Raw genomic sequence first — 15,044 nt, forward strand, 5'->3', positions numbered from 1 at the left:
TTCATAGGGCACCACCATAAAGGAGTACGATGGTTTCCATAACGGCATCACGCCGGCGTCGGCGCGAGGACCGGCAGAACGTACGTCAACCGCGTGGACGTTCGCTGACCGTCGCACTGTCGTCGCTGGTCACCATCGCGCTGTTCGTCTGCTATTGTGTCGGCGACATCACCGATACGCTTCCCGGACCGCTGACGCTTTCGCCGGTGAACGAGCCGACGTTTGCACATCCCGTCACGGCCAAAACCGGCGGTACCATTGCCGGCGATGTGGACTTGACCCGCGCCATCGATGCGTCGGCTGCATCGTCGCTGGTAGACGAACTGCTTGCAACGGAAGGTATCGGCAGTGACGTATCCGTGGTCATCGAGGACGGACAGGGCAAGGTTGCCGCCGAACATAAGGCCGACACCACACGAGAACCCGCGTCGACCATGAAAACGCTTACCGCGCTTGCCGCCGCATCCACACTCAACATGGCGTCCACGCTGGATACGCAAGTGTTCCTGACCCAAACGGACGATGGCACGAATACGCTGACCATCAAAGGCAATGGCGATATGCTGCTGTCGGCCGGACAATCCGATCCGGACCACATCAACGGGCGTGCCGGCCTTGCCACACTCGCCCAGGCAACGGTTGCGGCGTTGGCGCAACGTGGCATCACCACGGTGAGCCTCGCCTATGATGACACGTTGTTCGGCGATACGCGGGTGCCGTCCGGCTTACGCGGCAGCGGGGACGTGGTGATGGACGACTATACGATGTACGCCACGCCCGTTTCGTCCATGGCGGTGGACGAAGGGCGTCAGTATTCGGATGACATGCCGGCTCCCGCCGACCCGGACGATTCCGCCGGATACCCTGAATTGTCGCAGACGACCGCCTCTGATACGGCTGCCATGTTCGCTTCATTGCTGGCCGACAACGGTATCGCCGTCAACGGACATGTGGCTGCGGGCGAGGCGCCCGACGAAGCGACGCCGGTCGCCTCCGTAAGCTCTGCGACGTTGTCGGAGATCATGGCCTATACGTTGCGACACTCGGATAACACGCTTGCCGAGGAATTCGGCCGTCTGCTCGCCCTGCATCAGGACACGGGCAACAATCCGGAAGGTGCCGCCACGGCCGTCAAATCCGTGCTGGACAAGCTCGGCATCCCGACCGATGGTCTGACCATGGCCGACTGTTCGGGTCTTTCTCCCGGATCCCTGCTTTCCGTACGTACTCTGGTGGCTGTACAGCAGCGGAACCTGACGGCCGGCCCGGGGGGCGCGGCAGCTGAGGGTCTTTCGATCGCAGGTCTGATCGGTACCGCGCAGAACCGTTATACGGATGAGTCGGTGGCCGGACTGCTGCGTGTGAAAACAGGCAGTCTGGGCACCGTGACTTCGATGGCCGGCAATGTATCACGTACGGATGGCGGAGTGCTCGCCTTCGCCGTAATCGTCAACAATCCGGACGATATGGCCGCCGTCCGCGCCGCCATCGATTCGTTCATCACCAAGCTTGCGGGGTTGTGATGCCATATACTCCACGACTGCGCAAAGCAGTGGGCGAGGTGCGTGCGGCCTTGGAACAAACTGGTCTGGGGCGTCAATCGACGGCATTCGCCCGTCACGGTAGCCATGAGCCCGCGCAGGACGCGCCATTGGTGCTTGTCGCCTGTTCGGGCGGGCGCGATTCGGTGGCGCTTGCCGCGGTGACGCGCACGGTGTGCGGCATGCTGGGTCTGCGTGCCGGGGCGGTTATCGTAGACCATAATCTGCAGTCGGGCTCGGCTGAAGTGGCACAAGCCGCAGCCTCACGTTGCAGGTCGCTTGGCTTGGATCCGGTCGTAATTCGCCGTGTGGACGTGGACGAGCGCGGCGAGGGCTTGGAGGCCGCCGCCCGTGAGGCCAGATACCATGCGCTGACTGAAGTTGCGCGAGACATGCAGGTATATGCTGTACTGCTGGCTCACACGATGGATGATCAGGCGGAAACCGTGGCTATGGGCTTGTTGCGCAGTCGTGGCATCGATGCCATTGCCGGCATGCCGTCTTCGTTCCGACGCGATGGCGTGACGTTTGTGCGTCCGTTGCTGCATCTCTCCCGGGAAGAGACCACCGGTATCTGTGAAGATCTTGCGCTTGACTACTGGGATGATCCGACCAACGGCGAATCGCTGGAAGGCGAGTTGCCCCGCGACTATCCGCTACGTTCCCGGGTCCGTCACGATCTGCTGCCCGCAGTCTGTAGGTTTGCCGGTGCGGACATCACTCGTCGTCTTGCGCAAAGTGCGGAACTTGCCCGCCGTGACAAGGATTTTCTGGATCAGTGTGCGGATCGTGCGTTGGGCGAAAGCGTGGTGTTCGCTGATCTAACCGGTACGCTGAAGCCGTCAGGCCAATCGGAACAATCGGATTCGTCAGCGCCGCTGGAACGGGTGATGCTGACTGTCGACGCACGCAAGCTTGCCGGTGAGCATCCGGCGATTCGTCAGCGTGTTATCGCCCATGCGTTGAATCGGATAGGCATTGAGACGAACGCCGTGCAGACGATGGCCATCGATCGGCTGATCGTCGACTGGCATGGCCAAGGGCCTGTGCATCTTTCCAGTGGATATTCAGCGAATCGCAAGAAACACGTCATTCGCGTGTGCCAAGATGGAGCGCATGCGAATCGCTGATGTTGAGCAAGATATTGACCACGAGCTGGTCAGCAAGGAACAGATTGACGCCAAGATCTATGAGGTCGCCGCGCAGGTGAGCGAAGACTACCGAGACAAGAACCCGCTGCTGGTCGCGGTGCTCAAGGGAGCCGTGAACACGCTGGTCGCTTTCTCCGAGGCTTTGAGCATTCCTGCGCAGATCGACTTCATGTCGTTGTCCAGCTACGGTTCGGGCACGGTGTCGAGCGGAACGGTGACGGTTCGGCAGGACCTGTCGGCCGATGTTCGCGGTCGGCACATTCTGATCGTGGAAGATATTATCGATTCAGGACGCACGCTTGCCTGGCTGGTGGAAGAGCTCAAGCGCCGCGGTGCCGCCTCCGTCGAGGTGTTCGCGCTGCTGAGCAAGCCTTCCCGCCGTGAGGTGGACGTGGACGTGAAATATGCAGGATACGAGATTCCGGATGAATTCGTGGTCGGCTTCGGTCTGGACTATGACGAGCGTTACCGCAATCTCGATTCGATCGCGGTCCTCAAGCCATCCGTCTACCAAGGAGAATAACGTATGAGCTTCCCCCAGGGGCCTGGGCAGGGCAACGGCAACAATCCGAACCCCAATAATCGTAATAACGGCAATCCGTTCACCAATCCGTTCAATCGCGGCAACGGCAACAACGGACGCAAGGCCAACGGCAACGAGAACCGGCCGGTGTGGCAGTCGCCGTGGCTGTGGGGAGCGGTGCTGGTCGTGATGTGCGTGCTGATGTTCCAGATGTTTACCGGCAGCGGCACCAAGACCATCGACACCAAGGACGGCTTCGCGCTGCTGAATCAGGGCAAGGCCACGTACGCCGAGATCACGGACAACAAGCAGGTGGTCCGTCTTGAGCTGAAGAACGACTTCACCAAGAAGGATGCCGACACCGGCAAGACCACGAACTACGGCAAGAACGTGCAGTTCTACTACACCTTTGCGCAAGGCGCTCAGGTGGCGAAGTCCGTGGAGAACGCAGACCTGTCCAAGGGCTGGACCTCGAATATCGAGCAGACCAGCATGATGAGCTACCTCATCACCTCGATCCTGCCGTTCCTGATCTTCTTCGCGTTGTTCTGGTTCCTGATGAGCCGTATGGGCGGTGCCGGCGGCATGATGGGCATGGGCAAGAAGAACAACGGCAAGCTGTTGGAAGGCCAGACCCCCACCACCAAGTTCTCCGATGTAGCCGGTGAGGATGAGGCCGTGGCCGAGGTCGAGGAGATCAAGGACTTCCTGAAGGATCCGTCCAAGTACAAGGCGCTCGGCGCGCGTATCCCGCGTGGTGTGTTGCTGTATGGTCCTCCCGGTACCGGTAAGACGTTGCTGGCCCGTGCCATCGCCGGCGAAGCGGGTGTGCCGTTCTATTCGATGGCCGGCTCCGACTTCGTCGAGATGTTCGTCGGCCTGGGCGCCTCTCGTGTGCGCGACCTGTTCGACGAGGCCAAGAAGAACGCTCCTGCCATCATCTTCATCGACGAGATCGATGCCGTGGGCCGCAAGCGTGGCTCCGGCATGGGCGGCGGCCATGACGAACGCGAACAGACGCTGAACCAGCTGCTGGTGGAGATGGACGGCTTCGATAACGATACGAACCTGATTATCATCGCAGCAACGAACCGTCCCGACGTGCTGGACCCGGCTCTGCTGCGCCCGGGCCGATTCGACCGTCAGGTGGGTGTGGCCGCGCCGGATCTGGAAGGCCGCGAGGCAATCCTCAAGGTGCATGCCAAGGGCAAGCCGTTCGTGCCGGATGTGGATCTGCATATGGTGGCCGTGCGTACGCCTGGCTTTACCGGTGCCGATCTGGCCAACGTGCTCAACGAAGCCGCACTGCTGTGCGCCCGTGCCGGTGCTCAGCTCATCGACAATCGTGCCATCGACGAGGCCATCGATCGTGTACAGGCCGGCCCGAAGCGCAAGTCGAAGGGCATGGCTCTAGAGGAGCTGCGCAACACCGCCTACCACGAGGGTGGTCATGCGCTGGTGGCTGCAGCCTTGAACGACACCGATCCGGTGACGAAGGTGACGATTCTGCCGCGTGGACGTGCGCTCGGCTACACGGCTGTGATGCCCACCTCCGATCGTTATTCCCAGTCGCGCAACCAGCTGCTCGATCAGATGGCCTACGCGATGGGTGGGCGTACCGCTGAGGAAATCGTGTTCCACGATCCCACCACCGGTGCTTCGAACGATATCGAAAAGGCCACGAAGATCGCTCGCACGATGGTGGTCGAATACGGCTTCTCCGATAAGCTCGGTGCCATCAAGTGGGCCGATGACGACGACCAGACCACGGTGATGGATGGTCTCGCACCGCGCAAGTACTCCGACCGTACCGCCGAGATCATCGATGAGGAAGTGTTGAAGCTCGTGGAGACCGCGCACACCGAGGCGTGGACCATCATCAACGAGAACCGCGATATTCTCGACGAACTGGTTCGTCAGCTCCTGGTCAAGGAGACGCTGAACGAGAAGGAACTTGCCGAGATCTTCGCTCCGATCAAGAAGGCGCCGGTGCGCCCGGTATGGCTGTCCAACGATCGCCGTCCTGATTCGGACAAGCCTCCGGTCGAGATTCCCGATTCCCTCAAGCGTTCGGTCGGCATGCAAGTCGGAGAGTGATTCCCCTTCGGAAATCCTCGTCCGTCGATTTCGACGATTGAGACGTAAGGGGCAGACCAGATGCAAGTAAGCCCGTAGCCCCAGCCAGCTACGGGCTTACTCATAATCGATCGCTTAGCTCGTAATCGATGAGCGGTGAGAAGATCGGTAGGAGAGTAGGACACAAGGAGAGAAGATGACGGAAACTGTTGACATTGAACCAACTCGCGCCTATGACGAGGAAGGCGTGCGCGAGGCGGTGCGCCTGTTCTTGAAGTCCATCGGCGAAGACCCGGAGCGTGAAGGGCTGGTGGAAACGCCGGACCGCATCGCCCGCGCATGCAAGGAACTGTTCGCCGGGCTGCATTCGTCGCCGGCGGATGTGCTGGAGAAGCATTTCGACGTGGACACCGATGAACTGGTGTTGGTCAAGGATATCGAACTGTATTCGGTATGCGAACACCATCTGCTGCCGTTCCATGGCGTGGCCCATGTGGGCTATATTCCCGCCAAGGATGGCGTGATGGGCCTGAGCAAACTGGCTCGTCTGGTGGAGGTGTATGCCCGTCGTCCGCAGGTGCAGGAGCGCTTGACCCAGCAGATCGCCGACGCCTTAGTCGATTACGCCGGGGCTCGTGGAGTGATCGTGGTGACTGAATGCGAGCATCTGTGCATGTCGATGCGCGGTATCAAGAAGTCCTCCGCTCGTACGGTTACTTCCGCGGTGCGCGGATTGTTGCGCAATCCCGCCACTCGCGCCGAAGCCATGAGCTTGATTTTGGATAAGTGATCGGCCTCGCGTTCTCGGCTTCTTGTGCTTCTGCGCCGGAAACCGCCGCAATATAGGTGATGCGAGACCGAGAGTACGACTGACAATAGTGGAAAAGAGTATCAATGACTGATCTGCAGGCATTGCATGATGCGCCGAATACGGTGGTGATGGGCGTGCTCAACATCACCGAGGATTCCTTCTCGGACGGAGGACTCTGGCTGGACCCGGCCAAGGCCGCCCAGCATGGACGTGACATGATGGCCGCCGGAGCCGACATCATCGATATCGGTGCCGAATCGACTCGTCCCGGAGCCAAACGTGTGTCCGAAACCGATGAACTCACCCGTATCACCGGTGCCGTTGAGACGTTGCTGCCGGCCGGCGCGACGTTGTCCATCGATACGACGCGCGCATCGGTGGCCGCCGCTGCGCTTGAGCGGGGCGCACAGATCATCAATGATGTTTCCGGTGGCACGCTGGACGCCGAATTGCCGCACGTGGTGGCCGATTACGATTGCCTATACATCGTGCAGCATTGGCGCGGATGGCTCGCCGGCTCCAAGGGTGCCACGCCGGATCAGGATACGTCCGTATATGAGCATGGCGTGCTTGCCGACGTACGTGACGAGCTGATGCATCAAGTGGACGGTGTGTTGGCTGCCGGAGTCAAGCCTGAACGCATCATCATCGATCCGGGCCTGGGCTTCTCGAAGCCAGGGATCGAGCATAATCTGCCGCTGCTGGCTGGCTTGGAGACGTTCCGCGCCACCGGCTATCCGGTGCTTATCGGCCAGTCTCGCAAGCGCTTCATCTCGGCGATGTTGGCCGAGGAGGGCGTTGCGGATGCGGATATGGCGGACCGCGACAATGTGACCGCTGGCTTGTCTGCCTTGTGCGCCGAACACGGTGCGTGGGCCGTGCGCGTGCATGACGTGGCCAAAAGCCGTGCCGCCGTCATCGCCGGCAATGCATGGCGTCGGTACCAGCAGGCATAGCGCCGCCTATTCGCTAGTGCCAAGCGTATGGCGACGGCGTCCGCAATAGCGTTCGGCAATCGCGCAACAACGCAATCAGAGGAGCTTCAATCATGGATACGATTCGACTGACCGGCGTACGAGCCAACGGCACTCACGGCGTGCTCGACTTCGAGCATGAACGTGCGCAGCCGTTCGTGGTGGACGCCACACTGTACCTCGACCTGACGGCCGCCAGCCGTTCCGATGCCTTGAACGACACCGTGGACTACGGTCGCGCCGCCAAGGAAATCGTGGCTGTGATCGAAGGCGCGCATGTGGATCTTATCGAGCGGTTGACCGGAATCATCGCCGACCGTCTGCTCGCCATCGAGCCGATCGTCAAAGTGGACGTGACGGTGCATAAGCCGCATGCGCCCATCACCGTGCCCTTCGACGATGTCGCGGTATCCATCACCCGTGCTCGTGAAACGCAGGGCGGCGTTGCCGCACAGTCCGCGGCAGCCTCGGGCGGTGAGCATGCGGTGCCTTCGGAAGCAAGAACGCATATGCATAGCGCAGTGGTGGCGCTGGGCGGCAACATTGGTGAAGTACGCTCCACCTTGCGTGCCGCTGTACGCGAAATGGACGGTCTGCCTGCCACGCAAGTGACCGGCATTTCACCGCTGTTCCGTACCGCCGCTTGGGGCATGGCCGATGGTGCGCCCGATTTCCTCAACGCGGTGGTCGAACTGGAAACCACCATGGGAGCTCATGAGCTGCTCGCCGCTTTGCAGCAGATCGAAGCCGACCATGGACGCACACGCGAACACCATTGGGATTCCCGCCCGCTCGATTTGGACATCATCGACTTTGACGGTCAGACCAATGCCGACGAAGACTTGGCGTTGCCTCACCCGCGAGCATGGCAGCGGGCCTTCGTGCTCGTGCCGTGGCATGCGCTCAATCCCGGGGCTCGACTTGCAGGTGCACACGGAGGATTGGTAGCTGATCTTATGGCGGCTGCTCCGGATCGTGATGCGGTGAAGCTTGATTCCGAGGATTGGATGCTCGGTGACCGCACCCGTGAGCATACTGCGAGTGGTGAGACGGCGGATGCCGTCGCGTACGCTTCATCCCCATCCACTGTTGAGCCGGAATCCGAACCGGTATCTCGGCGTGCGGTGATTTCCATGGATTCCACATCCACTGATGCCGAGCGGCTGTTCCGGGAGGCGATTGTCTCCATCGACAGCATGCCCGGCAATCAGGTGCAAGGCATTTCGCCGCTGTACCATGTGGCGCATTTTGACGGACCGGATGCCATGAGCGCCGTCATACAGGTGGAGACGAAGTTTTCGGCCGCTGATCTGATCGCGGCTCTTGGCAGTGTGGAAGCCGCGCACGACGGCATTGTGGACCTTGATCTGGTGGATATGGAAGGCGTTGTTTCGGACGAACCGCATTGCCGTGTGCCATGGCCGTCCGCTCGTGAGCATGCCTCGGTGCTCGCACCGTGGATGGATATGGATCCGAACGCCACGCTGGGAGGCGATCCGGTGTCCTTCCTGCTCGCGATGGCACCGGATGCCGGTCAGGTGGGACTGCTCACGGACAACTGGATCCTATCGGGCAACTTGAGTGACTAGAGCAAAGAGCTTCCCCTTTTTTTAGATTCCCATTTAGTACACGAACACTGCTGTAGCGGCGTCGGATCGATTCACGAGGCAGCACCTTGCGCGCCTCGGCTGCGAGACACAGGCGAAAGGACACATATGAAGGCACGTCGAACTCCTTGGTGGCAGTATGTTGCAGCCGCCGTGCTCGGGTTGTTGGCCGGCATCGGTCTGGCGGTTTATGGCGAACGCTCCGGCTTGTCTCTGATCGGGGCCCCATGGGTGGTGGCCGGTCTGCTGGCGGTATTGGGCATGATCGTGCTGGTGCTCGCACTTCAAGTGCATAAGTATGCGAACACGGATCCCAAGAAGCGTCCGCACAGCTTCGTGAACCCCACAGTGGCGGTGTACACGTTGGTGCTGGCCAAAGCGCTTGGATTGGCCGGTGCCGCGCTCGCCGGTTGGTATGGCGGGCAGATTCTCATGAGCGTCGGGCATTTCGAGGCGCCGTTCTACCATGATGCGGTTATCGAATGCGCCGTTTCGGCCGTGATCTGCGTGGCCGACATGATCATCGGGATCATCGGCGAATGGTTGTGCCAGTTGCCGCCCAATGAGGGGCCGGAGAATCCGAAAATGAAAGCCGTGTCCCGACCCCGGAACACGGCGCAAGCGTATAAGCAGTAGCATCAATCGGGCGCGCACGGTCCCCGATTGATGTGCTTAGTGCTGTATCGAGGTCGGCACGCGCACCATGGCTTCCTGGGCGATGGCGGCCACCAACTGGCCGTCGCGCGAGTAGACCTTGGCGATGCCGAGACCGCGTCCGTGCGCGGCAATCGGCGTATCCTGCACGTACAAGTGCCATTCATTGATGTCGATATCGCGATACCACCACATCGAATGATCGATGGAAGCGTATGAAATACCGGGCGTGGAGATCGACAGTCCGGCGCGGCGTAGCACTGGCTCCATCATCACCTGATCGCATCCGAGCGCAAGCATCGCACGATGCATCACCTGCGGCACATCAACGTGACCATCCGCCTTCATCCACACCATTTGTTTGCCGGAATCATGTTTCGCGGACTGCTTATCGGCCTGAAGCATCACCGTAGGCGTCACATGACGAATATCGAACGGCGATTTTTCGGCGTAGTAGTTCGCGAACGGTGACTTTTCAGCGAACGGTTGCATCAGTTCTTTGGCTGAAGTGAGACTTTCGGGCTCCGGAAGGTTTTCCGGCATCGGATCGGCGAATTCCACACCTTCCTGACCGGTTTCCTGGAAAGAGGCTATCGCAGTGAGAATCGACCCCTCGGATTGTGTGACGTTGACCCGGCGTGCGGAGAACGAGCGTCCGTCGCGCAGCGTTTCCACGTCGAACAGCAGATCCTGTCGAATATCTCCGGCGGCGATGAAATATCCATGTACCGAGTGCGGCAGACGTGAGGCGGGAACGGTTTTAGAAGCTGCGACCACCGATTGGGCGATCACCTGCCCGCCATAGACACGGTCGGTGGGGAAGTACAGACTTTCCCCGTTGATATAGGTGTGTTCCCGGTAGCTGGAAGGTTCACCCAAGGTAAGCACCTTCACCAAATGATCCAACGGCGTGACGGTGGCAGCCTGAGCCATGATTCCTCGATTCGTGTGGGTCGTACATTTTCTGTGCTGCTTCGCAGTTTACGCAGACGGAGTTAAGAGTGCCGGCAGATGGATGTAACGAACCTGTGAGAAAGGTAAACGGTCGGTTAGGTGTGAAATCTGTCCGGTATGCGGGCGTGACTATGAACAGTGACTGAGAATGAGGAGCGGCGGACGATACCGGCGTCATAACAAAGGAGGCCGCCACCATATTGGTGACGACCTCCGGGAAACACTGGAGCGCTCAATGTTCGCTCGATGATCGTTCAGTAATCGCTCAGTAATCGAGCGCTCGCGTATCAATCAGCCGCGCACGAGCTTCTTATGCAGACGGTGCGGACGGGCCGCATCCTCGCCAAGGCGAGCCACACGGTTCTCCTGATAGGACTGGAAGTTACCTTCGAACCAGTACCACTTGGCCGGGTTCTCATCGTCGCCTTCCCAGGCGAGGATGTGCGTGGCCACACGATCGAGGAACCAACGATCGTGGGAGATCACCACGGCGCAGCCCGGGAATCCGAGCAGTGCGTTTTCCAGGCTTTCCAAGGTCTCGACGTCCAAATCGTTGGTGGGCTCGTCGAGCAGCAGCAGGTTGCCGCCCTGCTTCAGGGTCAGGGCAAGGTTCAGACGGTTGCGTTCACCACCGGAAAGCACGCCGGTGAGCTTCTGCTGGTCGGAGCCCTTGAAGCCGAAGCTGGCCACGTAGGCGCGGGTCGGCACTTCGACGCCGGCCACCTCGATGAAGTCAAGACCGCCGGAGACCGCCTCCCACAGGTTCTTGTTCGGATCCAGGCCTGCGCGGTTCTGATCGACATAGCTGATCTTGACGGTGTCGCCGATCTTCAGCTCGCCGCTGGTGAGCGGTTCCAAGCCGACGATGGTCTTGAACAGGGTGGACTTACCCACACCGTTCGGGCCGATCACGCCCACGATGCCGTTGCGCGGCAGGGTGAAGGAGAGGTCGTCGATAAGCACGCGATCGCCGAAGGCCTTGTGGATGTGCTTGGCTTCCAGCACGAGCGAGCCCAGACGCGGGCCGGCAGGAATCTGAATCTCGGAGAAGTCCAGCTTCTTGTTGTTGCGTGCCTCCTGCTCCATCTGGTCGTAACGCTCCAGACGAGCCTTGTTCTTGGCCTGACGGGCCTTGGGGGAGGAGCGCACCCAGTCGAGTTCGTCCTTCAGGCGCTTGGCCAGCTTGGCGTCCTTGGCACCCTGGATCTCCATACGCTTGGCCTTGGTCTCCAAATAAGTGGAGTAGTTGCCCTTGTACGGGTACAGGTGACCGCGGTCCACCTCGCAGATCCATTCGGCCACGTTGTCCATGAAGTAACGATCGTGGGTGACGGCGATGACGGCGCCCTTGTACTGGTGCAGGAACTGCTCCAGCCACAGGATGGATTCGGCATCCAAGTGGTTGGTAGGCTCGTCGAGCAGCAGCAGATCCGGGGCTTCAAGCAGCAGCTTGCACAGAGCCACACGGCGGCGCTCGCCACCGGAGCACACGTTCACCGGGGTGTCCGGATCGGGGCACTGCAGGGCGTCCATGGCCTGTTCCAGCTGAGAGTCGAGATCCCAGCCGTCAGCGGCGTCGATTTCGGTCTGGAGCTGGCCCATTTCTTCCATCAGCGCGTCGAAGTCGGCGTCCGGGTTGGCCATCTCTTCGCCGATTTGGTTGAAGCGGGCAACTTTTTCGGCGATCGGGCCGAAGGCCATCTTGATGTTCTCGCCCACGGTTTTGGTGTCGTCCAGCGGCGGCTCCTGCTGCAGGATGCCCACCGTGTATCCCGGGGTCAGCGTGGCTTCGCCGTTGGAGACGGTTTCGATGCCGGCCATGATCTTCAAGAGCGTGGACTTGCCCATACCGTTGGGGCCCACCACGCCGATCTTCGCGCCCGGCAGGAAGCTCAGGGTCACGTCGTCAAGAATCACGCGGTCGCCGAAGGCCTTGCGTGCCTTGATCATCTGGAATACGAATTCTGCCATGTTGTTCTCTAGCACTCCTATTTGCCCGGAAAATCAACGATTTCCGGACCTCGCAAGCGTGTAAGTGACACATTCAGGAATGGCGTGAATCGTGACATGCCGACGAAACGGGGCGTCCATGTGCCCGTTTTTCTGTCCGCATATCGGTTGATGCCGCGCCAAACCACCGCCCACCATGGTATCGGAAGGGCTGGAATGGCGGGGCTGTTACGAGGGAACTGGGTGCGCCCGGTCACTTCGTTGTCTGCAATCGGGTTAACGGGCGGAGTTCGGGGCGGCAAGTTGCATGTGGTGGCCGGGGCTTTGGCGGGCTTGAGGCGCTCGCGCTCACCTTCGTGTGCTATGGGATCAATACGACCTCGCATCATCCATATTGCATCAGCTGTATGCACACGGAGCGCGTGGAATGGGATGTATTGCCTTGGCTGGGCTTGTGAGTTTGCCACTATTTCAGGAATTCGGCATTATTGCGAAATTGGGACAAGCCCTTTCTTTCGTGGTTTTGGGTCTGGAATCTAAAAATGGCTTTATTCCAAGGATTTGAGGGAATGGTGATTTGTCCCCATAGACATGTCAATCGTTAGACGCCCGAATGGGGACACGGCATCTTGCCACCATTTTCAAAAAGAGCCGATTACAGCAAATAGTGGCACGTTTTCCTGTCTTGTGTTGACTCGGGACATGCGTCAAGTATGCCCTGAGCCAATACAATTGCCGTTATGGAGATACATAAAACGGAGACCAACGCGGGGAGTGGAAATGACGCCGATTGAATTGGCAACGCGCAGACGGGTTACTGGTCTGACTTCAGCGGAGTTCGCCAAACTGTTCGTGACTTTGGAACGTCAAGTGGACGGCGAATCCGCACATTGGGATGCTTCGGATGTGGAATCATGGGAGATCGTCGGGCCGCCGGTGGTGGCCGAGCAACATCTCAATGATGCATTCGCGGCAGCCAATGAATTCGTGGCGACCTTGGCGAAGCGTTTGTATCGCGCGGCCATGCCCGCCAAAGAAGGCGCGGTGTTGACTGCATTCCCCGATGATCTGACGTTCTGGTCTGCCCAGCCGGATTTCGGCGGCATTCCGCACGCGTTGTGGAATATCGCGGCATTGCAGGCCGCAGAATGGATTCGTCAGGAAACCGGCGTCATCTGCGAACTGCATGCCCGTGAGCCGTTGGTCTAGCAGTGGCAATAAGGCCGGATGGACGGCAAACAATATTATTCGTTTCCGTTCATCCGGCCTTATTGTTCACTGTGCGGCTGTTCGTATGGCCGTTTGTGCGGCTGTTCGTGCGGCTGCTACAGCAACTGTGATTATTGCTGCAACGTAGTTCCGGCATATTTGCGCGTCAGCGAGAACATGTACCACGCGCCGGGCAGGGTGAGCAGGCCTCCGGCGACAAACACCCAGGAAATCGGGATGATGTCGGCAAGAGGAGCGAATACCAACATGCCGATCGGTAGACCGAAGGTGGTCATTGTGGTATCAAGACCGAAGACGCGGCCGACCATCTTCTCATCGGATTCCGTCTGAATGATGGTGCGCATCGGACCGACGCAAGTGGCTGTGGCAATGCCACTGGCTACGTCGATGATGAGGTAAACCAACAGATTCGGCGCAATACCAAGGCCAAGAATGGTAAGTCCCACCAACGCTACGGACAATGACGCCACACGCATCTGCACGCGCGTGCTGCGCAGCATCCGGGCACCGAGCGATGACATCATCGCGCCACCTACCAGCATGCCGATACTCCAGCCGAGTTCGTTGGCGGCGAGTTTATCGGAAGCTGTGGTGAGATTCACGAATCCCAAGTTCAGATCGATGCCTTCGTACTCGCGGGTCATCAAAAGCAGCGTCAGGTTCATCGGTGCCACGGACATGATGAAGGTCAGCGCATCGCCGAAAATCACGCCCCGCAAATACGGATGCTTCATGGTGTAGACGAATCCGTCCTTCAGGTCGGCGAACGTACGGCGGACGCCGGCCATCACTTGGCTCACCGGTCCGGTGTGCTGCGTTACCGTCGTCTTATCAATGCCGGAAGCTTCCGGCACCGACGACACGTCTGCGGTATCTGTATCCGTCGCGATAGGCGCCTTGTCGTTCTTCGGCACACGAATCAGCGCTACAAAACCAACGCCAATGATGGCGGTCGTCACATCAATCAACAGAATCGACCAAAGCGGCGCAATATTGATCAGTACGGCAGCTAAAGCCGGGGCCGCAATCATGTTCGCGGAGTTGATGATGCTGTAAATCGAATTGACGCGCAACAGTTTGCCACTTGGCGTCACTTCCGGGATGAACGCCTGCAATGCAGGCACTTGGATGCCGCCGCCCGCCGAACGAATGAACAGCACCACAAACAGTAAGGTGAGATTCGCCCAGCCCATCGCAAAGCTCACCGACAGCACCACGGTGACGCCAGCGATGATGAGGTCCGGGAACATAATGAGTTTCTTGCGGTTATACCGGTCAGCCATCGAACCGCCGAAAATGGAGACCACACCTTGCGGCACCACACCGAACAAAGTGGCGAGCAGCATGGACCAGCCGCTTTTCTCCTGCATGACAATCCACCACCACAGTGCGTATTGCACGATGTTGGAGCCGAGCAATGAGAACGCCTGCCCGGTCAGGAGCAATGCGATACGGCGAATCCAGCTGGTATCCTCTTCGCCGGTTTCGGGCGTCACAGACGCTTCGGATGTCACAGGCGCTTCGGGCATAGTTGATTCAAGAGTATGAGACATATGAGCTACTTCAAGACTGT

The 15,044-nt window shown here is 59.5% G+C and carries 12 protein-coding genes; 9 read left to right on the plus strand and 3 right to left on the minus strand.

What is annotated here, in order from left to right; translation table 11 throughout:
- Nucleotides 1-29 precede the first annotated feature (29 nt).
- From dacB to G1C97_RS01290, 8 genes are all read left to right on the plus strand, one after another.
- Entirely contained in the window at nucleotides 30-1,523 is a 1,494-nt protein-coding gene (gene dacB / locus G1C97_RS01255; RefSeq protein ID WP_169240146.1) for a D-alanyl-D-alanine carboxypeptidase/D-alanyl-D-alanine endopeptidase, read from the plus strand.
- Entirely contained in the window at nucleotides 1,523-2,671 is a 1,149-nt protein-coding gene (gene tilS, locus G1C97_RS01260) for a tRNA lysidine(34) synthetase TilS (RefSeq protein WP_169240147.1), read from the plus strand. Before dacB ends, tilS begins: the two co-directional genes overlap by 1 nt.
- Nucleotides 2,658-3,215: a hypoxanthine phosphoribosyltransferase gene (gene hpt / locus G1C97_RS01265; protein ID WP_205832456.1), complete on the plus strand. Its 558-nt coding sequence runs from the start codon at nucleotides 2,658-2,660 to the stop codon at nucleotides 3,213-3,215. Before tilS ends, hpt begins: the two co-directional genes overlap by 14 nt.
- A gap of 3 nt (nucleotides 3,216-3,218) precedes the next feature.
- Nucleotides 3,219-5,312, plus strand: a complete 2,094-nt coding sequence (gene ftsH, locus G1C97_RS01270; RefSeq protein WP_169240149.1) for an ATP-dependent zinc metalloprotease FtsH — start codon at nucleotides 3,219-3,221, stop codon at nucleotides 5,310-5,312.
- A 175-nt stretch (nucleotides 5,313-5,487) separates the two neighbouring features.
- Nucleotides 5,488-6,081 (plus strand): GTP cyclohydrolase I FolE, encoded by a 594-nt coding sequence (gene folE / locus G1C97_RS01275; RefSeq protein ID WP_169240150.1) that lies wholly within the window; start codon nucleotides 5,488-5,490, stop codon nucleotides 6,079-6,081.
- Between the two features lie 104 nt (nucleotides 6,082-6,185).
- Nucleotides 6,186-7,058, plus strand: a complete 873-nt coding sequence (gene folP, locus G1C97_RS01280; protein WP_169240151.1) for a dihydropteroate synthase — start codon at nucleotides 6,186-6,188, stop codon at nucleotides 7,056-7,058.
- Between the two features lie 92 nt (nucleotides 7,059-7,150).
- Nucleotides 7,151-8,665 (plus strand): 2-amino-4-hydroxy-6-hydroxymethyldihydropteridine diphosphokinase, encoded by a 1,515-nt coding sequence (gene folK / locus G1C97_RS01285; RefSeq protein ID WP_169240152.1) that lies wholly within the window; start codon nucleotides 7,151-7,153, stop codon nucleotides 8,663-8,665.
- Between the two features lie 126 nt (nucleotides 8,666-8,791).
- Nucleotides 8,792-9,319 (plus strand): DUF3180 domain-containing protein, encoded by a 528-nt coding sequence (locus tag G1C97_RS01290; protein WP_169240153.1) that lies wholly within the window; start codon nucleotides 8,792-8,794, stop codon nucleotides 9,317-9,319.
- A 36-nt stretch (nucleotides 9,320-9,355) separates the two neighbouring features.
- Here the strand turns inward: G1C97_RS01290 and G1C97_RS01295 are convergent, their stop codons facing one another.
- Together G1C97_RS01295 and ettA are read right to left on the minus strand one after the other, a co-directional pair.
- Complete coding sequence (locus G1C97_RS01295; RefSeq protein ID WP_169240154.1) at nucleotides 9,356-10,270, minus strand: acyl-CoA thioesterase; 915 nt, start codon at nucleotides 10,268-10,270, stop codon at nucleotides 9,356-9,358.
- 312 nt (nucleotides 10,271-10,582) lie between these two features.
- Complete coding sequence (gene ettA / locus G1C97_RS01300; protein WP_169240155.1) at nucleotides 10,583-12,262, minus strand: energy-dependent translational throttle protein EttA; 1,680 nt, start codon at nucleotides 12,260-12,262, stop codon at nucleotides 10,583-10,585.
- Between the two features lie 759 nt (nucleotides 12,263-13,021).
- Here ettA and G1C97_RS01305 point away from each other — a divergent pair.
- Nucleotides 13,022-13,450, plus strand: coding sequence for a hypothetical protein (locus tag G1C97_RS01305; protein WP_169240156.1), 429 nt, complete (start codon nucleotides 13,022-13,024; stop codon nucleotides 13,448-13,450).
- 131 nt (nucleotides 13,451-13,581) lie between these two features.
- On the opposite strand, the gene G1C97_RS01310 is transcribed toward G1C97_RS01305, so the two are convergent.
- Nucleotides 13,582-15,000: an MFS transporter gene (locus G1C97_RS01310; protein WP_240950967.1), complete on the minus strand. Its 1,419-nt coding sequence runs from the start codon at nucleotides 14,998-15,000 to the stop codon at nucleotides 13,582-13,584.
- Nucleotides 15,001-15,044 lie beyond the last annotated feature (44 nt).

The organism is Bifidobacterium olomucense (assembly GCF_012932375.1).
In the GTDB taxonomy this organism is placed as follows: domain Bacteria; phylum Actinomycetota; class Actinomycetes; order Actinomycetales; family Bifidobacteriaceae; genus Bifidobacterium; species Bifidobacterium olomucense.